At 66.5% G+C, this 19,895-nt stretch carries 16 protein-coding genes; 8 read left to right on the top strand and 8 right to left on the bottom strand.

Annotated features, from left to right (window positions below):
• The first annotated feature begins 4 nt into the window (after window positions 1-4).
• The 3 genes from B3349_RS17525 to B3349_RS17515 all read left to right on the top strand — a co-directional run bounded on the left by B3349_RS17525 (window position 5) and on the right by B3349_RS17515 (window position 2,137).
• On the top strand, window positions 5-412 hold the full coding sequence (locus tag B3349_RS17525) for a cupin domain-containing protein (RefSeq protein ID WP_291590661.1): 408 nt from the start codon (window positions 5-7) through the stop codon (window positions 410-412).
• Window positions 413-668: 256 nt separating this feature from the next.
• Entirely contained in the window at window positions 669-1,196 is a 528-nt protein-coding gene (locus tag B3349_RS17520) for a nucleoside deaminase (RefSeq protein WP_225608723.1), read from the top strand.
• 110 nt (window positions 1,197-1,306) lie between these two features.
• Window positions 1,307-2,137, top strand: a complete 831-nt coding sequence (locus tag B3349_RS17515; protein ID WP_291590659.1) for an urease accessory protein UreD — start codon at window positions 1,307-1,309, stop codon at window positions 2,135-2,137.
• A gap of 171 nt (window positions 2,138-2,308) precedes the next feature.
• On the opposite strand, the gene B3349_RS17510 is transcribed toward B3349_RS17515, so the two are convergent.
• Entirely contained in the window at window positions 2,309-3,871 is a 1,563-nt protein-coding gene (locus B3349_RS17510) for a methyl-accepting chemotaxis protein (protein WP_291590658.1), read from the bottom strand.
• 1,079 nt (window positions 3,872-4,950) lie between these two features.
• Here B3349_RS17510 and B3349_RS17505 point away from each other — a divergent pair.
• Window positions 4,951-5,925, top strand: coding sequence for a Bug family tripartite tricarboxylate transporter substrate binding protein (locus B3349_RS17505; protein ID WP_291590657.1), 975 nt, complete (start codon window positions 4,951-4,953; stop codon window positions 5,923-5,925).
• Between the two features lie 88 nt (window positions 5,926-6,013).
• Here B3349_RS17505 and urtE read toward each other — a convergent pair whose 3' ends face one another.
• From urtE to B3349_RS17470, 7 genes are all read right to left on the bottom strand, one after another.
• Window positions 6,014-6,706, bottom strand: a complete 693-nt coding sequence (urtE, locus tag B3349_RS17500) for an urea ABC transporter ATP-binding subunit UrtE (protein WP_066536735.1) — start codon at window positions 6,704-6,706, stop codon at window positions 6,014-6,016.
• Between the two features lie 55 nt (window positions 6,707-6,761).
• Entirely contained in the window at window positions 6,762-7,634 is an 873-nt protein-coding gene (gene urtD / locus B3349_RS17495; RefSeq protein WP_291590656.1) for an urea ABC transporter ATP-binding protein UrtD, read from the bottom strand.
• Window positions 7,631-8,797 carry an urea ABC transporter permease subunit UrtC gene (gene urtC / locus B3349_RS17490; RefSeq protein WP_291590655.1) on the bottom strand — a complete coding sequence of 389 codons (1,167 nt, stop codon included), beginning with the start codon at window positions 8,795-8,797 and terminating at the stop codon, window positions 7,631-7,633. Before urtC ends, urtD begins: the two co-directional genes overlap by 4 nt.
• A gap of 60 nt (window positions 8,798-8,857) precedes the next feature.
• On the bottom strand, window positions 8,858-10,459 hold the full coding sequence (gene urtB / locus B3349_RS17485; RefSeq protein WP_414646930.1) for an urea ABC transporter permease subunit UrtB: 1,602 nt from the start codon (window positions 10,457-10,459) through the stop codon (window positions 8,858-8,860).
• A gap of 117 nt (window positions 10,460-10,576) precedes the next feature.
• Window positions 10,577-11,845: an urea ABC transporter substrate-binding protein gene (urtA, locus tag B3349_RS17480; protein ID WP_066536757.1), complete on the bottom strand. Its 1,269-nt coding sequence runs from the start codon at window positions 11,843-11,845 to the stop codon at window positions 10,577-10,579.
• Window positions 11,846-11,993: 148 nt separating this feature from the next.
• The gene (locus tag B3349_RS17475; protein WP_291590654.1) at window positions 11,994-12,968 is read right to left on the bottom strand and encodes a response regulator transcription factor; all 975 of its coding nucleotides are present in this window, start codon (window positions 12,966-12,968) and stop codon (window positions 11,994-11,996) included.
• Entirely contained in the window at window positions 12,965-16,585 is a 3,621-nt protein-coding gene (locus B3349_RS17470) for an ATP-binding protein (RefSeq protein ID WP_291590652.1), read from the bottom strand. Before B3349_RS17470 ends, B3349_RS17475 begins: the two co-directional genes overlap by 4 nt.
• Before the next feature lie 259 nt (window positions 16,586-16,844).
• Here B3349_RS17470 and B3349_RS17465 point away from each other — a divergent pair, with 259 nt between their 5' ends.
• The 4 genes from B3349_RS17465 to ureC all read left to right on the top strand — a co-directional run bounded on the left by B3349_RS17465 (window position 16,845) and on the right by ureC (window position 19,882).
• Window positions 16,845-17,147 carry an urease subunit gamma gene (locus B3349_RS17465; RefSeq protein WP_066536769.1) on the top strand — a complete coding sequence of 101 codons (303 nt, stop codon included), beginning with the start codon at window positions 16,845-16,847 and terminating at the stop codon, window positions 17,145-17,147.
• Window positions 17,148-17,236: 89 nt separating this feature from the next.
• On the top strand, window positions 17,237-17,845 hold the full coding sequence (locus B3349_RS17460; RefSeq protein ID WP_291590649.1) for a HupE/UreJ family protein: 609 nt from the start codon (window positions 17,237-17,239) through the stop codon (window positions 17,843-17,845).
• A gap of 13 nt (window positions 17,846-17,858) precedes the next feature.
• Window positions 17,859-18,164, top strand: a complete 306-nt coding sequence (locus B3349_RS17455; protein ID WP_066536775.1) for an urease subunit beta — start codon at window positions 17,859-17,861, stop codon at window positions 18,162-18,164.
• Window positions 18,164-19,882, top strand: coding sequence for an urease subunit alpha (ureC, locus tag B3349_RS17450; protein WP_291590647.1), 1,719 nt, complete (start codon window positions 18,164-18,166; stop codon window positions 19,880-19,882). The genes B3349_RS17455 and ureC overlap by 1 nt, the downstream gene beginning before the upstream one ends.
• Window positions 19,883-19,895 lie beyond the last annotated feature (13 nt).

Below are 19,895 nucleotides of genomic sequence, written 5' to 3'. Positions count from 1 at the left end.
TGCCGTGACTGTCTCTGCCCCCTTTTCCGCCGCCCCCACCGCTCCCGTCAAACTGGTGCGCATCGACCCCAGCGACCTGTCCCAGGCCCGCAGCGGCCAGCCCAGCCGCCCGCTGCGCGGTCACACCACCTACAAGACACTGGACGTGTTCAGCGGCAACGGCGGCAAAGCCAATGCCGGCGTCTGGGAAGCCACGGCCGGCGCCTTCCGCTCCCATATCCAGGGCTATATCGAGTTCTGCCACATCATCGAAGGCAGCTGCCGCCTGGTGGACCCGGATGGCAGCGTGCACCATTTCCAGGCGGGTGACAGCTTCGTCTTGCCCGACGGCTTCAGCGGCCACTGGGAAGTGGACGAACGCGTGAAGAAAGTGTTTGTCACCACCGAGGTCGATGCGCCTGCAGCGGCATGAGGCCCGCGTGCGGCCGGTGTGCCGGCAGCGCGCTCCGGCGCAGCTAACGCTTTGATTTGCATAGCAGGCGCAGCGTATCTGCACTGCGTCGACGGCGCACCCTCTCTCCCATCCAAGGCCGCCACCCGCCTCCTGTCCCGCCGCCCTTCCTGGCGCGGATGTAAGAAGTCGTTTCTGGCATGCGACATGCAATAGCTCTGCTACCCCCGCCTGCGCCCAGGCGGCCTTGTTACCCGCACCCGCCCAGGAGGCGCGCATGCTCGCAGCACCCATGATGGATGACCGCCCCCCCGAAGGACAGCCTCTGTCCGCGACCGATGCCAAGTACCTGCGGCAGGCCTTTGTCTGGGCGAATGCGGCCCGCACCCGCGGCAACCGGCCTTTCGGAGCCGTGGTGGTGGCCGCCGATGGGCGCATCCTGGCCGAGGCCTTCAGCAACACCCGCGAGACGGGCGACTGCACCGGCCACGCGGAAATGAACGCCGTGCGCCAGCTGGGCAACCCCCGTGTGGCACCCGAACTGCTGGCGGGCGCCACGCTCTATGCGTCGGCCCAGCCCTGTGCCATGTGCGCCGGCGCCATCTGCAACGCCGGCATCGGCCGCGTGGTGTTCGGCCTGGACGATACGCGGCTGCTGCAGATCCGGCCCGACCTGCGCGGCAGCACGCTGGACTGCCACACTGTGTTCGACAACGCCACCTATGCCATCACCTGCATCGGCCCGGCCCTGGTCAACGAAGCCCTGGCGGTGTACGAGGACAGCTGGTTCCCGCCCTCCTCCTGATATCCACACTAGCTGGCCATGCTCTGCTTCGGTGAGCAGTCCAGCCGCCATGGTGCAGCGCTGACGGGCATACGCACCAAGTTGGCACAGTGTCTGCTTGCAGCTTGACCATGCCCTGGCACGCCCACCTCTCCCTCGACTACCACCACCGCGCCGGCCGCACGGCCGCGCATTTCACCCACGACGGCCCGCTGCGCGTGCTGCGCAGCCTCTACCCCGAAGGCCCTGCCATCTGCCACCATGTGCTGGTCCATCCGCCTGGCGGGCTGGTGGGCGGGGACACCCTGGACATCCAGGTGCACGCCGGCCCGGGAGCCCACGCCCTGGTCACCACCCCGGGCGCCACGCGCTTTTACCGCAGCGAAGGTGAACCGGCACTGCAACGCACGCGCCTGCGGCTGGAGGCCGGTGCCCGCCTGGAATGGCTGCCGCTGGAAGCCATTGCCTACAACGGCTGTCTGGCCCGCAACCAGCTGGAACTGGACCTGGCCCCCGACGCCGAACTGCTGGCCTGGGACATCACGGCCCTGGGCCTGCCCCATGCCGATGCGCCCTGGTTGCGCGGTGAATTCCTGCAGCACATGGAATGGCCCGGCCGCTGGCTGGAACGCGGGTTGATCCGCGCCAACGATGCCCCCTTGCTGGATGGCCCGCTGGGTCTGGCCGGCCAGCGCTGCCTGGGCAGCCTGGTGTTTGCCTGCGGCAGCGCCCTGTCCCGTGCCCGCCGGGAACAGGTGCAGGAAGCCACACACGCCTTGCTGGCCAGCCACCCCCAGGGCCCGTGGTGCGGGGTCACCAGCCCCAACGACCATGTACTGGTGCTGCGCGGCCTGGCCCCATTGGTGGAGCCGCTGATGCAGCTGTGGCAGCAGGTCTGGGCGCTGTGGCGCCGGCTGCTGTGGGAGCAGGAAGCGCCGCTGCCCCGCATCTGGTCCATGTAAGAAGCGAAACGTTTTCAGCCCTCGGCAGTGCCCGGTGCGGCAACCCCTGGACGACAACATCCGTCGTCCAACAGGAAAGGCGCAACACATCGGAGGAAGCGGCCGCAGACAGGGCACGGCGGCAGAAAAACAGGGGGGACGGCATGGTCCCACGCCACCGCCCGCCCGCCGTCAACGCATGCGGAACACTTCCAGTGTGCGGTGCAACACGCCGGCGTTGCTGCTCATGTGGCCGGCGGAATGGGCCGACACCTCGGACATGCGGGCGTTTTCCTGCGTGACCGCATCCAGCTCGCCAATCGCACGGTCCACCTGTGCAATGCCCAGAGCCTGTTCGCGCGAGGTTTCCACAATTTCCTGCACCAGCTGGCTCACCTGTGCCACCGACTGCACCGCCTGGGAGATGGTGGCGCTGGCTTCCTGCATGCGCTCCGCCCCCTGGTGGATGCGGTCATTGGAGCCGGAGATCAGCCGCTTGATTTCTTTGGCCGCTTCGGCGCTGCGCTGTGCCAGCGTGCGCACCTCGCCGGCCACCACGGCAAAGCCACGCCCCTGTTCGCCGGCGCGCGCGGCTTCGACCGCCGCATTCAGCGCCAGGATATTGGTCTGGAAGGCAATGCTTTCGATGGTGGTGATGATCTGGCCCATCTGCTGCGACGAATCACGCAGCTGGTGCACCATGTCCTCCACCTTCTGCATGGCCTGGCCGCCCCGTTCCGCCAGTTGGGCGCTCTTGCCGCTTTGCTGCAGCACTTCTTCGGTGGTCTGCTGGGATTGCTCCACGCTGCCGGCCAGTTGCGTCATGGCGGCGGCCGTCTGCTGCAGGCGCTCGGCCTGGAGCTCGGTGCGCTCGGACAGGCTGCGGGCGTTGCCGGACAGATCGCGCGAGAGGTGGCTGAAGCTGTCGATCTCATGGCGCGCATCGCCCACGATGGCCCGCAGATTGAAATGCACCTGGTGCAGGTGCTCCATCAGCAGCGCCATCGGATGGCGGCCCGGTACCAGTGGCAGTTGGCGGTCCAGCTCGCAACTGGCCAGCTGCTTGGCAAAGCGGTGGGTCAGCGCAAAGGGCTGCGTCAGGGTGCGGTGCAGCCAGCCCAGCCCCAGCGCACTCCACAGCACCATGGCTGCGGCCTGCAGCCCCACCTGCCACGCGCCGGTCCAGCCCAGCACGGCGGGCAGGCTGCCCATCAGCAACAGCGGCAGAACCACGGCGGCGATGCGCAGCGTGAAGTTGGCGCGCTGCATTTTTCCGAACAGATTGCGCAGCCCCAGCAGGCGCGCATGGCCGGCATGCAGCACCATGCCGGGTTGGCCCTTGGCCCGCTCCTGCGCCAGGCGGGCATAGAGTTGCTCGGCCGCCTGCACCTGTTCGCGCGTGGGTTTGGCCCGCACCGACATATAGCCCACGGGCTTGCCGCCTTGCATGATGGGCGTCACGTGGGCTTGGACCCAGTAGAAGCCGCCATCCTTGCGGCGGTTCTTGACGATGCCCTTCCAGCTGCGGCCATGGCCGATGGTGGCCCACATATCGCGGAAGGCTTCGGCCGGCATGTCGGGGTGGCGCACCAGGCTGTGGGGCTGGCCCATCAGCTCTTCCATGCTGAAGCCGCTGACACGCACGAAGGCGGCATTGCAGTGGGTGATGTTGCCCTGGCTGTCCGTGGTGGACATCAGCAGCTCGTCATCGGGAAACTGGAACTCGTGGAGGGTGACAGGCAGGTTCTGGCGCATGGCAAAGAGAGTGGCGCGGCAAAGCCCGCCGGATGGTGTCAGGGAAGAGAAGAAGGCGAAGCAGCGGGAGGAAAAAAGGAAAGAGAGCTTTCAGGACGCGCGCTGCATGGGATCTGCAGAAGAGGAATCGGTATCGAAAGGGCTGCACACCGGTGCAGCAGGGCCTGGGAGCTCAGCGCCGCGCTCACGCCACAGCTGGCGCGAACGCACACCGGCAGCCACCGCCCCCTGCAGCTGCTGCGGCGCCTGGGGCAGCTGCTGGCAGCCAGGCTGGCGACGGGCCGAAATCAGCTGCGCGCGGCTGTCATAGCAGCGCCGGCAATGCACGCATTGCGAATCTGCGCCCGGCATGCCCTGCTGCCAGGCACGGTGCAGGTCCAGCGATTTGCCACACAGGCACACAATCCCTCCCGGGTCCGTCATCACCCTGGTACGGTGGCAGAACGCGGGTGCCCTGAAATACTCCATCACACTTCCTCACCCGGCCCCACCGCCGCCAAGGCGGGTGGACGCGCGCTGATCCGCAAAAGTTTCGATTTGTAAATTCTATGGAATTTCCATCTGAATAGAAATTGATGCAAGGCAAGACTGGAGCATTGAAACCGGAATCCAACACCGGCTGCAGGCTGGCCACCACCACGGCGGCTGCGCTCCCACGGCCCGATGCGCTGGAGCATGCCTGCGTGCTCCCCACGGCGGTGCGCAGTGCGCCCAGCCCTGCAGCGCCCTGCCACACGCTGGCGCCCACGTTCCAACAGCACCCGTCGAAGCCCACCGAAGCACTCACTCCGCGGCAGCACCTTTTTTCAAGCGCTTTCATGTTTCTGTCAGAAAAGTGGTAACTCAAGGGTTAACAATTAAGGGATAACCATATAACAACCAAATGAAACTGGCGTTAAGCGCCCGCCCCATTCTGGGGATCCCCGACAGAGCGGTGCCTGCTGCCCCTGTCCGCTGTGGCGACTGACTCCCGGCTGGCGCACTGCCAGCCCCTGTGCCAGCCTGCCACGCGGCCTGTGCGGTGCCACCGCGCTTCCAAAAAACGCCCGCCTCTGCGGGCAGAGTGAGAAGGAGTGGACATGTTCCGCCGAACCATCCTGGCCACCACGGTCGCCCTGAGCCTGACTGCCGCCCTGGCTCCCCTGGCCCACGCCAAGGACGCCTGGCCCGTCAAGACCATCACCCTGGTGCAACCCTATGCCCCCGGCGGCACCAGCGACATGCTGGCGCGCATCATCGCCATCGAACTGGAAAAGCGCATCACCGCCAATGTGATCGTGGAAAGCAAGGCCGGCGCCAATGGCAACATCGCCACCGCCTATGTCAGCCGTGCCAAGCCCGATGGCGGCACCTTCCTGGTCGGATCTAGCAGCCCGGTGGTGATCTCGCCCTCGCTGTACAAGAGCGTGCCCTACCACCCCGAGAAGGATCTGACGCCCATCACCACCATCGCCAAGGCCCCGTTCCTGCTGGTGACCAGCCCCAAGTCGGGCATCCACAGCGTGCCGGAACTGATGGCCCAGGCCAAGGCGGGCAAGATCAACTTCGGCTCGGCCGGCGCCGGTTCGCCCCAGCACATGATTGCCGAGATGTTCAACACCGAAGCCAAGATCAAGGTGCCCCATGTGCCTTACAAGGGCTCGGCCCCGCTGGTAGTGGCAGTGATGGCCAACGAGGTGCAGTACGCCATCGACAATCCCGTGCCGCTCAAGCCCCAGATCGACAGCGGCAAGCTCAAGGCCCTGGCCATCACCAGCAAACACGCCTCGCCCAAGTTCCCCGGTGTCAAGAGCCTGCATGAGCTGGGCTTCACCAACTTCGAAGTGGAACCCTGGTACGGCATGATCGGCTCCAAGGGCCTGCCCAAGGATCTGGCCGAGCGCATGAACAAGTACGTGCAGGACATACTGGCGCAGGACAGCGTCAAGCAGAAGATCTCCGAGCTGGGTGCCGACGCGTTTGGCATGTCCACCGGCGAGTTCGCCAAGCTGATCAGCGCCGACATCAAGAAGTGGGGCGCCGCCGTCAAGGCCTCGGGCGCCACGGCGGACTGACCCTCCTCCGCACCCCGGACCGACAAAAAACGACCTCCTATGGAGGTCGTTTTTTTCATGGCGCGGCGGGCTCCCCGGCGCCAGGCAATCAGATCGCCACCAGCTTCTGGATGCCTTTTTCCTGCATCTCGCTGCCCGGCCCGCTGGCGATCACCTCGCCGCGCTCCATCACCAGGTAGTGGTCGGCCAGTTCCTCGGCAAAGTCGTAGTACTGCTCGCACAGCAGCACGGCCATGCCCCGCTCCTTGGCCAGCATGCGGATCACGCGGCCGATGTCCTTGATGATGCTGGGCTGTATGCCTTCGGTGGGCTCGTCCAGAATCAGCAGCCCCGGCGCAGGCGCCAGCGCACGGGCAATGGCCAGCTGCTGCTGCTGGCCGCCGGACAGGTCGCCGCCGCGGCGGTGCAGCATCTGCTGGAGCACCGGGAACAGCGCATACAGATCCTGCGGAATCGGCGTACGGCCGCTTTTGTAGGCCAGGCCCATGCGCAGGTTGTCCTCCACGCTCAGGCGGCCGAAGATCTCGCGCCCCTGGGGCACGAAGCCGATGCCGCTGCGCGCGCGCTCATACGGCGTCAGGCCCTGGATGGGCTTGCCGTTCCAGCTGATGGTGCCGCTCTTGATCGGCACCAGGCCCATCAGGCTCTTGAGCAGCGTGGTCTTGCCCACGCCGTTGCGCCCCAGCAGCACGGTGATGCTGCCGGGCACGGCCTGCACGCTCACATCGCGCAGGATGTGGGAGCCGCCGTAGTACTGGTGCAGGTTGCGAACTTCAAGCATCGGGTTCCATCCATTTCCGGAGCGTCTGCACGCTCTCCATATTCATAGCAGCGTCTCAGCGCCCCAGGTAGACCTCGATCACGCGCTCATCGGCCTGCACCTGGGCCAAGGTACCTTCGGCCAGCACGCAGCCGTCACACAGCACGGTCACTTTTTCGCTGATGGTGGCAATGAACGACATGTCGTGTTCCACCACCATCAGCGAATGCTGGCCCTTGAGGCGCAGAAACAGCTCAGCCGTGCGCGCGGTTTCGTCGTCCGTCATGCCCGCCACCGGTTCATCGAGCAGCAGCAGCTTGGGGTCCTGCATCAGCAGCATGCCGATCTCCAGCCACTGCTTCTGCCCATGGCTGAGCTCGCCGGCCATGCGGTGCACGCTGCCCGCCAGGTGGATGGTGTGCAGCACCTCGGCCAGGCGGTCGCTCTGCGCGCTGTCGAGCCGGAAGAACATGCTGTGCTTGACCCCCTTGTGGGTTTTGAGCGCCAGCTCCAGGTTCTCGAACACCGTCAGCTGTTCGAAGACCGTGGGCTTCTGGAACTTGCGGCCGATGCCCAGCTGGGCGATCTGGGGCTCGTTGTGGCGCAGCAGGTCGATGGTGGAGCCGAAGAACACGGTGCCGCTGTCGGGCCGGGTCTTGCCGGTGATGATGTCCATCATCGTGGTCTTGCCCGCACCATTGGGACCAATGATGCAGCGCAGCTCGCCCGGGGCGATGTCCAGGTTCAGGCCGTTGATGGCCTTGAAACCGTCAAAGCTGACATGCACGTCTTCCAGGTACAGGATGCGGCCGTGCGTGGTGTCCACCTCGCCCGGCGTGGCGATGCGCGAATAGCCCGCCTTGCGCCCGCCGGACTCCGTGTCCTGCGCCGCCTTGACCGCGACCGCTTGCATGCGGCGCGTGCCTTCTTCCATCAGGTCGGGCGTCATGCGCGGCCCTCCTCTTTGCTGCTGTCCGCCAGCTTGCGGCGGCGCAGCTTGCGCACCAGTCCGGCAATACCATCGGGCAGGAACAGCGTCACCACAATGAACAGGCCGCCCAGAAAGTACAGCCAGAATTCCGGCGCCACCACGGTGAGCCAGCTCTTGGCACCGTTGACCACGAACGCGCCGGCAATGGGGCCGACCAGGGTGCCGCGCCCGCCCACGGCCGCCCAGATGGCGATCTCGATCGAGCTGGCGGCCGACATTTCGCCGGGGTTGATGATGCCCACCTGCGGCACATACAAGGCACCGGCCACGCCGCACATCATGGCGCTGATGACCCAGATGGTGAGTTTGTACTGCAGCGGCGAGTAGCCCGAGAACATCACCCGCGTCTCCGCATCGCGGATGGCCTGCAGCACCCTGCCGAACTTGCTGCCCACCAGCCAGCGCGCCAGCAGGAAGAAGCCCAGCAAGGTGCAGCCGGTGATGACGAACAGTGCCATGCGCATTTCCTGCGTGGCCAGCGGCATGCCCAGGATGCGCTTGAAGTCGGTGAAGCCGTTGTTGCCGCCAAAACCTGTTTCGTTGCGGAAGAACAGCAGCATGGCCGCATAAGTCATGGCCTGCGTGATGATGGAGAAATACACGCCCTTGATGCGCGAGCGGAAGGCGAACCAGCCGAACACGAAGGCCAGCACGCCGGGCACGGCCAGCACCAGGATCACCGTGGCCACAAAGCTGTCCGACAGCGCCCAGTGCCAGGGGAATTCCTTCCAGTCCAGGAACACCATGAAGTCGGGCAGGCTGCTCTGGTAGCTGCCATCGGTGCCGATCTGGCGCATCAGGTACATGCCCATCACATAGCCGCCCAGCGCAAAGAACAGGCCGTGTCCCAAGCTCAGGATGCCGGTATAGCCCCAGATCAGGTCCATGGCCAGGGCGCAGATCGCGTAGCACATGATCTTTCCCAGCAGGCGCACGGCGTAATCCGACAGGTGCAGGGTGCTGCCTTCGGGCACCCACAGGTTGAGCACCGGCGCCAGCGCACACACGGCGATCAGCGCCAGCAGGAAGGCCGACCAGCCGGCCTTGCTCAGCAACGGTCTGCGCCCCGGCAGGGACGAGGCCGGCAGCAGCACATTCGTTTTCAAGGAAGATGTCGTCATATCAGTGGTCCTTGGCGGAGCATGGGAAGCGGCACAGCGGTACAGGAGATGGCTGCATGGTCATTCCGCGCTGCGGCCTTTCATGGCGAAGATGCCCTGCGGACGCTTCTGGATGAAGGCGATGATGAACACCAGCACCGCAATCTTGGCCAGCACCGCACCGGTCCAGCCTTCCAGGAACTTGTTCAGCAGGCCCAGGCCCAGTGCGGCGTAGACGGTGCCGGCCAACTGGCCCACACCGCCGAGCACCACCACCATGAACGAGTCCACGATGTAGCTCTGCCCCAGGTCCGGCCCCACATTGCCCACCTGGCTGAGGGCGCAGCCGGCCAGCCCGGCGATGCCGCTGCCCAGGGCAAACGCCATGGTGTCCACCCGTGCGGTGTTCACGCCCATGCACGATGCAATCGGACGGTTCTGCGTGACGCCGCGCACGAACAGGCCCATGCGGGTTCGGGCGATCAGGTAGGCCACGCCGGCCAGCACCGCAAACGCGAACACGATGATGACCAGCCGGTTCCACGGCAGGGTGAGGTTGGGCAGCACCTGCAGGCCGCCGCTCATCCACACCGGGTTTTCCACGGCCACGTTCTGTGCGCCGAAGGTGGAGCGCACCAGCTGCATCAGCACCAGCGAGATGCCCCAGGTGGCCAGCAAGGTCTCCAGCGGACGGCCGTACAGAAAGCGCAGCACGCCGCGTTCCATGATGGCGCCCACCAGGGCCGATGCCAGAAAGGCCGCCGGCACGGCGGCCAGCAGATACCAGTCAAAGAATTCAGGCAGGTAGCTGCGGAACACGCCCTGCACCAGGTAGGTGGCGTAGGCGCCGATCATCATCAGCTCGCCGTGGGCCATGTTGATCACGCCCATCAGGCCGTAGGTGATGGCCAGGCCCAGGGCCACCAGCAGCAGGATGGTGCCCAGACTCACGCCGGTGAAGGCCACGCCCAGGCGTTCGCCCCAGGCCAGCTTGTCGGCCACTTCGGCCTGTGCGCGCTGCAGCGCGGCCTGCACCTTCTCATCGGTTTCCTGGGCCTGCCGCTCGTTCAGCAGCAGGCGTGTGGCCGGGGTGGCACGCTGCGCCAGCTGGGCCGCTGCCTTGATGCGCTGGGCGGGGTCTTGGCTGCCCAGCTGGGCGGCCGAGCGGGCCAGCTCCAGCTCGGCCTTGACGGCCGCGCTGCGCTCCTGGGCCATGGCCTTGTCCAGCAGCGGCAGGCGGTCGGGGGTGGCGCCCTTGAGCATGGCGCGCGCCGCGTCCAGGCGCGTGGCCTCGTCGCCCACCAGCAGATTCAGGGAGGCCAGTGCATTGCCGATTTCGCGGCGGATGCGGTTGTTGGTGCCCACGTCTTCGGACCCTTCGGGCACGGGCACGGGCTGGCCGGTGACAGGGTCCACGCCCTGCCCGGCACGCACGATGAATGCGCGGCCTACGGCAATCTGGACGTCACCGTCCTGCATGGCCTGCAGAAAATCTGCAGTGCGCTGGCCGTCGCCATGGGCCACGGCATCGGCCATGGCGGCCACGCGCGCGGCGTTGTCGCCGTCGGCCATGGCCAGCGCCTGCTCGGCCGTCAGGGCCTGGGCCGGTGCCTGCCACAGCGCGCCGCAGGCCACAGCGGCTGCCAGCAAGGGCCGGATCGTGCGCAAAATTCTGAACAGCATAGAAACTCTTGCCTGTCTGGTTGTGACAACGGCCCGTCGCACAGGACGGGCCGTGGAGGAAACCGCGCCATGTCCGCCGGGGGTGCACACCAGGCACGCACCCCTGCGGCGGCCGCGTTATTTCTTCTCGGGCTCGTCCTTCTTCTTGTCGTTGCCGTCGATGTAGGGGCTCCAGGGCTGGGCCTTGATGGGGCCCTTGGTCTTCCACACCACGTTGAACTGGCCGTCGGCCTTGATCTCACCGATCAGCACAGGCTTGTGCAGGTGGTGGTTCTTGGGGTCCATGGTCAGCGTGAAGCCGCTGGGTGCCTTGAAGGTCTGGCCGGCCATGGCGGCGATCACCTTGTCCGCATCGGTGGATTTGGCTTTCTCGACGGCCTGCTTCCACATGTGGATGCCGACATAGGTGGCTTCCATCGGGTCATTGGTCAGCGGCTTGGTGGACTGGCCGGGCAGCTTCTTGGCCTTGGCGTAGGCCGACCACTGCTTGATCCAGGCGTCGTTGGTGGGGTTCTTCACGCTCATGAAGTAGTTCCACGAAGCCAGGTGGCCCACCAGGGGCTTGGGGTCCAGGCCGCGCAGCTCTTCCTCACCCACCGAGAAGGCCACCACGGGCACATCGGTGGCCTTGATGCCGGCGTTGCCCAGCTCCTTGTAGAAAGGCACGTTGGAGTCGCCGTTGATGGTGGAGACCACCGCCGTCTTGCCGCCGGCAGCGAACTTCTTGATGTCCGCCACGATGGTCTGGTAGTCGCTGTGGCCGAAGGGGGTGTAGGCCTCCATGATGTCCTTGTCGGCCACGCCCTTGGCCTTCAGGAAAGCACGCAGGATCTTGTTGGCCGTACGCGGGTAGACATAGTCGGTCCCCAGCAGCACCCAGCGCTTGGCGTTGCCGCCGTCGTCCCCCATCAGGTATTCCACTGCGGGAATGGCCTGTTGGTTGGGCGCTGCGCCGGTGTAGAACACGTTCTTGGAGAGTTCCTCGCCTTCGTACTGCACGGGGTAGAACAGCAGGGAGTTGGTTTCTTCATAGACCGGCAGCACCGACTTGCGGCACACCGAGGTCCAGCAGCCGAACGTGACCGCCACCTTGTCCTGGCTGACCAGTTGCTTTGCCTTCTCCGCTGCCAGCGGCCAGTTGGAGGCGGTGTCGATCACCACCGGCTCCAGCTTCTTGCCCAGCACGCCGCCCTTGGCATTGATGTCCTCGATGGTCATCAGGGCCATGTCTTTCAGCGCGGTTTCCGAAATCGCCATGGTGCCCGAGAGCGCGTGCAGCACGCCCACCTTGATGGTGTCGGCGGCCTGGGCGGACAGGGCCGTGAAGCCGATGCCGGCGACTGCTGCGGCAGCGGCCAGGGTCTTGAGGGTGAAACGACGGGGCATGAAGGAACTCCTCTCTTGGATAAGGGGGTGGTGTTGCCTGTGCCAGCGGCCAGTGCAATCACCATGACCTGCATGCTAAAAATCCGCCCGGCTGGCGTATATACGCCGGATGGCGTACGCCATAGCCGCCCAACGACCCTTCGCCCGCCTAGCCGCCCTGGCGCAACCGTCCCAGCGCCGATGCCGCCGCCGCGGTGCGTGTTTCCACCCCCAGTTTGGTGTGGATGCGTTCCAGGTGCTTTTTCACCGTGGCCGGGCTGCTGCCCAGGATGTCGGCAATGTCGCGGTTGATCTTGCCCTGCGCCACCCAGTACAGCACCTCGGCTTCCTTGCCGGTCAGGGCAAAGGCGTCGCGCAGCAGGGTGATGGCGGCGCTGCCGGATTCCTCGCGCATCACCACCAGCAGTTCCCCCGCCTCGCCCTCTTCCATCGGCGGGTGCAGGTGCAGCAGCAGACGGCCGTCGGCCCCACCCTCCGCCGCGGGCTGTACCGCGGTCAGCGCCATGCGCGGCGGCTCGCCACCGCCGGCCACCACGGCGGCATGCTGGCGCGCCATCCATTCCTGCACGGCCGCCGGCACCACAGGCAGGCCCAGGCCGCCGTAGCGCTGGAGCAGCGTGCGCGCCAGCGGGGTGTGCCACAGCACCCGCCCGTCGCCCACGCGCACCGTCATGCTGGCATAGCCAAAGGCATCCAGGGCACTGCGGGCCTGCAGGGCCTGCTGTGTCTGCTGCCGTGCGCGGCGGGCGGTGGCCAGGTGCACGCCCATGCGCGCCAGCACCTCGGCCGGCTTCAGGGGCTTGGTGACATAGTCCACGCCTCCGGCGGCCAGGGCGGCCACCACATGCTCGGTCTCCGTCAACCCGGTCATGAAGACCACGGGGATCGGTGCGGTGCGCGCATCCGCCTTCAGGCGGCGGGCCACCTCAAAGCCGTCCATGCCCGGCATCATGGCGTCCAGCAAGACGATGTCCGGCTGCGCCTGCACGGCACGCTGCAGCGCCTGCTCGCCAGAAAGGGCCACCAGCACGGTGTAGCCGGCTTCGTCCAGCGCATCGTGCAGCATGGCCAGGTTGTCCGGCACATCGTCCACGATCAGCACCACATCGTCCTGCGCATTCATGCGGCGGCCCTCCGTTGCAGAGGCGGCTGCACCAGCAGCTGCGCCATGCCTTCCAGATCGAATTGCCGGGCCATGCCGCGCAACTGCGCCCACAGCACCGCATGCTGGGGGTGGGCAGCGTCCAGGGCCTGCAAGGCCTGGCGCACCCCGCGCACATAGCCCAGTTCCACAGCCTGGCGCAGTGCAGACAGGTCCACGTTCATGCCGATTTCCATATCCATGCCCAGTTCCGCAGCCGGCAGGGGCATGGCCGTCGGCGCCCCGCCTGTCCGGCCCCCTTCCGGGGCAGAAACCGGAGCAGCCTGCGCAAGCTGTGTTTCATCTGCGTACAGCCAGGACAGCTGCAGCCTGCGGCCCAGCCACAGCAGCAGTTCGCTGTGGCGCACCGGCTTGGTGTGAAAGTCCTGCGGGGTGATGCCCACATCGTTGGGCAGTTCCCGGTCGAAGGCGTTGGCCGAGACCACGGCCCAGGCCATGGCGCTGCCGTGCATGGCACGCAGGCGGCGCAGCGTTTCCCAGCCGTCGATGCCGGGCATGGCCAGGTCCATGAACACGGCATGCGGCACCCAGCCCTCGGCCACCAGGGCCAGCGCCGCATGGCCGCTGGCGGCCAGTTGCACCTCCAGCCCCAAAGGGGCCAGCAGTTGCAGCAACACGCCCCGGTCGGCTTCTTCGTTGTCCACCACCAGCACGCGCCGGCGCTCCCCCACATAGCCCACCGGAACCCGCAAGGGCGCCACGGCGACTGCGGCCACATCGTCGATTGAGGGCAGAAACCAACTCACCTGGAAGCAGGCCCCGGCGCCGGCCCGGCTTTCGACCGTCAGCGCGCCACCCATAAGCTCCGTCAGCATCTTGGCCATGGTCAGGCCCAGGCCGGCGCCACCCGTGCCACCGGCGCTGCTGCCGCGGGCAAAGGGCTCGAAGATGTGTACCAGCTCGTCCTGTTCCATGCCGGGGCCGGTGTCGATCACACGCAGCGTGGCCATCTGGCGCGCATAGCGCACCTGCAGCGTCACGCTGCCCTGCGTGGTGAATTTGATGGCATTGCCCAGCAGGTTGATGGCGATCTGGCGCAGGCGCTTTTCATCTGCCCGCACCACCGACGGAAGGCTGCCTTGCACGTCGTAGTGGAATTCCAGCCCCTTGGCCTGGGCCTGCAGCGCAAACAGGTCGGCCAGCGACTGCATGCCTTCGGCAAAACGCATGGGCGCGACCTGCAGCGCCAGCTTGCCGGATTCGATGCGGGCGATGTCCAGCGTGCCTTCGATCAGCGACAGCAGGTGCTCGCCCCCCCGGCGGATCACCTGCACCGCATGCTGGCGGTGCGGCGGCACGCTGTTGTCCGCCCCCATCAGCTGCGCGTACCCCAGGATGCTGTTGAGCGGCGTGCGCAGCTCATGGCTGATGGCGCTCAGATACCGGCTTTTGGCCTGGTTGGCCTGGTCAGCGGTTTCGCGTGCGGCTTCGGCAATGGCGCGCGCCTCTTCGGCCAGCTTACGGGCGGCCTGCAGTTCGGCATCGGTCTGCTGGTGCAGGGCGATTTCCCGCACCAGCAGGCCGGTCTGCCGATTGGACTCTTCCTGCGCCACGCGCCGGCTTTTCTGGGCCAGCACCAGCCACCAGGCCACGATGCCAGCAATCAGCAGCAGGCCCAGATAGGCCTTGAGCAAGGTGGCCCGCACCGAAGCCGCCGCCGCCTGCACCGTGGCGGGCGATGCCGCGCGCTCCAGCGTCTGCAGCTCCTGGTGGTAGAGCAGCCCCAGCACGGCGGCCAACACCGGGGCGATCACCAGCATCAACAGCAGGAAATGGCCCAGGCCTTTGTCCAGCAGCTGCCACAGCGGCCGGGGCAGCAGCCAGCGCAAGGCGCTGCGCCACTGCACGGCCAGGTGGGCCTGCGGCTTGCAGACATCGCCGCAGCGCGCATCCAGCGTGCAGCACAGCGAGCAGATATAGCCACCATAGGCCGGGCAGTGCGCCATGTCCGGTGCTTCGTAGCTGCGGTCGCAGACCGTGCAGCGCAGGGTGGTCGTGGCCGCGGCGGTACCGCCAGCGCTGCACTGCGCGCAGCTGACGCAACCCGACTGCGCGCTGCGTGCGATGTAGTAGCGGCCTTTGGTGGCCCACGCGATCAACGGTGCGCTGACCAGGGCCACGACCATGGCGATCACGGCCGAGAAGGCCTGCGCCAGCGGACCAAACGCCCCCAGGTGCGCGGCGATCGACAGGCAGGAGGCCAGCGCCATGGCGCCCACTCCCACGGGGTTGATGTCGTACAGATGGGCGCGCTTGAATTCGATCCCCGGCGGCGACAGGCCCAGCGGCTTGTTGATCACCAGATCCGCCACCACGGCCATGATCCAGGCGATGGCCAGGTTGGAATACAGGCCCAGCACCTCGCCCAGCGCACGAAAGACATTCATCTCCATCAGCATGAAGGCGATGAAGGTATTGAACACCACCCACACCACCCGGCCCGGATGGCTGTGCGTGAGGCGCGAGAAGAAATTGCTCCACGCCAGCGAACCGGCATAGGCATTGGTCACATTGATCTTGAGCTGGGAGATCACCACAAACAGCGCCGTGGCCGCCACCGCCCAGCTGTAATGGGGAAACACGTTCTCGTAGGCGGCCAGGTACATCTGGTTCGGGTCCACCGCATGCTCGGCCGGCACGGCATGGGAAATAGCCAGGTAGGCCAGCAGCGCCCCACCCAGCATCTTGGCCACGCCCAGCACCACCCAGCCCGGCCCACCCAGCAGCACCCCCGCCCACCAGCGCCCACGCTGGCCCCGCACGGGCTGGGGCATGAAGCGCAGGTAATCGGCCTGCTCGCCCATCTGCGTGATCAGCGCAATGCCCACGGTCAGCGCGGCGCCGAACAGCGGCAGGCTGAAGCCGGCGCCGGCATTGCGCTCGCCGCCGTAGTGCAGCACCTCGCTGAACACCTGGGGCTGTTTGATCGCCACATAGACAAACGGCACCACCAGCATCACCAGCCACAGCGGCTGGGTCCACACCTGCAGCCGGCTGATGATGGACACCCCGTGGGTGACCAGCGGAATCACCAGCAGCGCACAGACCAGGTAGCCCCAGGCGGGCGGGATGTCCAGCGCCAGGTCCAGCGCATAGGCCATGACCGCCGCCTCCAGCGCAAAAAAGATGAAGGTGAAGCTGGCGTAGATCAGCGAGGTGATGGTGGAGCCGATGTAGCCAAACCCCGCACCGCGCGTAAGCAGGTCCATGTCCAGCCCGTAGCGCGCGGCGTAGATGCTAATGGGCAGGCCCGCCGCAAAAATGATCAGCCCCGTGGCCAGGATGGCCCAGAAGGCATTGGCCCAGCCGTACTGCACCAGCAGCGTGGCCCCCACGGCCTCCAGAATCAGGAACGAGGCGGCACCGAAGGCCGTGTGCGCCACCCGCGCATGGGACCATTTGCGAAAGCGCTGGGGGGTGTAGCGCAGCGCGTAGTCTTCCAGGGTCTCCGTGGCCACCCAGGTGTTGTAGTCGCGGCGCACCTTGACCACCTGCTGCGCGGCAGGCGTCCCCACTACCTGCTCTGCGGCGGCTGCGGAGGGGTTGTCGGCAACGGGGATCGGCGGGGGACGGGCCATGAAAGCCCACGCTTGCAGCTTTCATGCCGCACCGCACGCCGCTGCTGCCGTGGCGCCCAGCAGAGGCGCGCCCGCTTACGCCCGCCTCCGCTCTCTGGCGCCGCTGCAGTACGCCCCGCCCGGCATGCCCGACCCCATGCATGCACCACAAACAGGCATGCACCAAAAACAGGCAACCCCTTGCCTGCACCTTTTCTGTGCACAAAGGCCTGACCAAAGCGGTGCAGCACTTGGCACAGCGCTTGCATCGCCTGTGGGCATGGAACTCACACCTCGCGAAAAAGACAAGCTGCTCATCTTCACTGCGTCGTTTCTGGCGGAGCGGCGCCGTGCACGGGGACTCAAGCTGAACTACCCCGAGTCCGTGGCCCTGATCAGCGCCTATGTACTGGAAGGCGCGCGCGACGGCAAGACCGTGGCCCAGCTGATGAGCGAAGGCCGCACGGTGCTGACGCGCGACGATGTGATGGAAGGGGTGCCGGAAATGATTCCCGACATCCAGATCGAAGCCACCTTCCCCGATGGCACCAAGCTGGTCACGGTGCACGACCCCATCGTCTGAGCGTCGCCGCAGCCTCCCCCATTGCACCGCACATTGCTAAGCCCCATGCCCTTTCGCCTGCCGCCTCCCTCCTCCTTGCCCGGACTGCCATGAAAACCAAACACCTCCTCACCACCCTGACCGCTGCAGCGGCTGCCCTGCCCCTGTCCGCCCTGGCCCATGTGGGCTCGGACGGCGGCGGTCACCACAATTTCCTGGACAGCCTGACCCATGCCTTTGCCCACCCGTTCACCGGCGCCGACCACCTGGCTGCCATGCTGGCGGTGGGTGCCTGGAGCGCGCTGACCGTCACGCCCGCATGGCGCGCGCCGGCGGCTTTTGTCGCGCTGCTGCTGGCCGGCGCGTTGGCCGGCTTTGCCGGCCTGTGGGTGCCGGGCGTGGAGCCGATGATTGCCGCCTCCGTGCTGGTGCTGGGCCTGCTGGTGGCGGTACAAAAGAAGATGCCCTGGGTGCTGGCCGCTGCGCTGGCCGGCGTGTTCGCCTTCTTCCATGGCGCCGCCCATGGCTTTGAGCTGGCGGGTGACACGGGCTGGGCTGCTGTTGGCGCCCTGACCGGGATTGCGCTGGGATCGGGCCTGCTGCATGTCTGCGGCATGGTGCTGGGCAAGGCCGTGATGCAGCGCCACCAGTGGGCTGCCAAGCTCGGCGGCGGGGCCACTGCGGCCCTGGGTGCCTTCATGCTGACCAAGCTGGCATAAACCGGAGGCCCGTATGATCCCTGGAGAACTGCTACTGGATGAAGGTGCCCACCCTCTCAACCCCGGCCGCCGCACCGTGGCCCTGGTGGTGCGCAATGCAAGCGACCGGCCGATCCAGGTCGGATCGCACTACCACTTTGCCGAAACCAATGCGGGACTGTCCTTCGACCGCGACGCTGCACACGGCATGCGTCTGAACATCGCCAGCGGCATGGCCGTGCGCTTCGAGCCGGGCCAGCAACGCACGGTGGAGCTGGTGGACATGGGCGGCGACCGCAAAATCTACGGCTTTCGCGGCCTGGTACAGGGAGACTTGTGATGGCACAGATGGACCGACGCGCCTACGCCGAAACCTTTGGCCCCACCGTGGGCGACCGTGTGCGCCTGGCCGACACCGCGCTGCTGATTGAAGTCGAGAAGGACTTCACGCTGGCCGCGGGCGGCTATGGCGAAGAGGTGAAATTCGGTGGCGGCAAGACCATCCGCGACGGCATGGCGCAAAGCCAGCGCAGCCGCGCGCAGGGCGCCATGGACACGGTGCTGACGAATGCGCTGATCATCGAGCACTGGGGCATCGTCAAGGCCGACATCGGCCTGCTGGGCGGCCGCATTGCCGCCATCGGCAAGGCGGGCAACCCCGACACGCAACCCGGGGTGGACATCATCATCGGCCCGGGGACCGAGATCATCAGCTGCGAGGGGCTGATCGTCACCGCAGGCGGCATCGACACCCACATCCACTTCATCGCGCCGCAGCAGATCGAAGAGGCGCTGACCAGCGGTGTGACCACCATGATCGGCGGCGGCACGGGCCCGGCCACCGGCACCTTTGCCACCACCTGCACGCCCGGCCCCTGGAACATGGAACGCATGCTGCAGGCCGCCGATGCCTTTCCCATGAACCTGGGCTTTCTGGGCAAGGGCAATGCCAGCCTGCCGCAGGGCCTACACGAGCAGATCAGCGCCGGCGCCATCGGCCTGAAGCTGCACGAAGACTGGGGCAGCACGCCCGCAGCCATCGACAACTGCCTGACCGTGGCCGAGGAGACCGACACGCAGGTGGCCATCCACACCGACACGCTGAACGAGTCCGGCTTTGTGGAAGACACCGTGGCCGCCTTCAAGGGCCGCACCATCCACACCTTCCACACCGAAGGCGCGGGCGGCGGCCATGCGCCCGACATCCTGAAAGTGGTGGGCGAAGCCAATGTGCTGCCCAGCTCCACCAACCCCACGCGCCCCTACACCATCAACACGCTGGACGAACACGTCGACATGCTGATGGTCTGCCACCACCTGGACGCGGGCATTGCCGAAGACCTGGCCTTTGCCGAGAGCCGCATCCGCAAGGAAACGATTGCGGCCGAGGACATCCTGCACGACATCGGCGCAATCAGCATGTTCAGCTCCGACAGCCAGGCCATGGGCCGTGTGGGAGAGGTGATCCTGCGCACCTGGCAGACCGCGCACAAGATGAAGCTGCAGCGCGGTGCACTGCAAGGTGACGGCGCGCGCAACGACAACTTCCGCGTCAAGCGCTACATTGCCAAGTACACGATCAACCCCGCGATTGCCCACGGCATCAGCCACGAAGTGGGCAGCATCGAAGTGGGCAAATGGGCCGACATAGTGCTGTGGAAGCCCGCTTTCTTTGGGGTCAAACCCGCCTGCATCCTGAAAGGCGGCTTCATTGCCATGGCCGCCATGGGCGACCCCAATGCGTCCATCCCGACGCCGCAGCCGGTGCACTACCGGCCCATGTTCGGCAGCTTTGGCGGCGCCATCGCCAGGACCTCGCTCACCTTTGTCTCCCAGGCCGGTCTGGCCGCAGGCATTGGCCAGCGCTTCGGCCTGCACAAGACGCTGTCGGCCGTCAAGGGCATTCGCGGCGTGCAAAAGCAGCACATGGTCCACAACGATCTGGCCCCCCACATGGAAGTGGACGCACAGACCTATGCCGTGCGTGCCAACGGGGACCTGCTGACCTGCGAACCTGCGCACAGCCTGCCGATGGCGCAGCGCTATTTCCTGTTTTGAGGGCCGCGCATGC

The sequence above is a fragment of the Comamonas sp. UBA7528 genome, from assembly GCF_002479375.1.
GTDB lineage: Bacteria > Pseudomonadota > Gammaproteobacteria > Burkholderiales > Burkholderiaceae_C > Comamonas.
The sequence above is the reverse complement of the archived record's forward strand: the minus strand, read 5'-3'. Positions and strand labels throughout refer to the sequence as shown.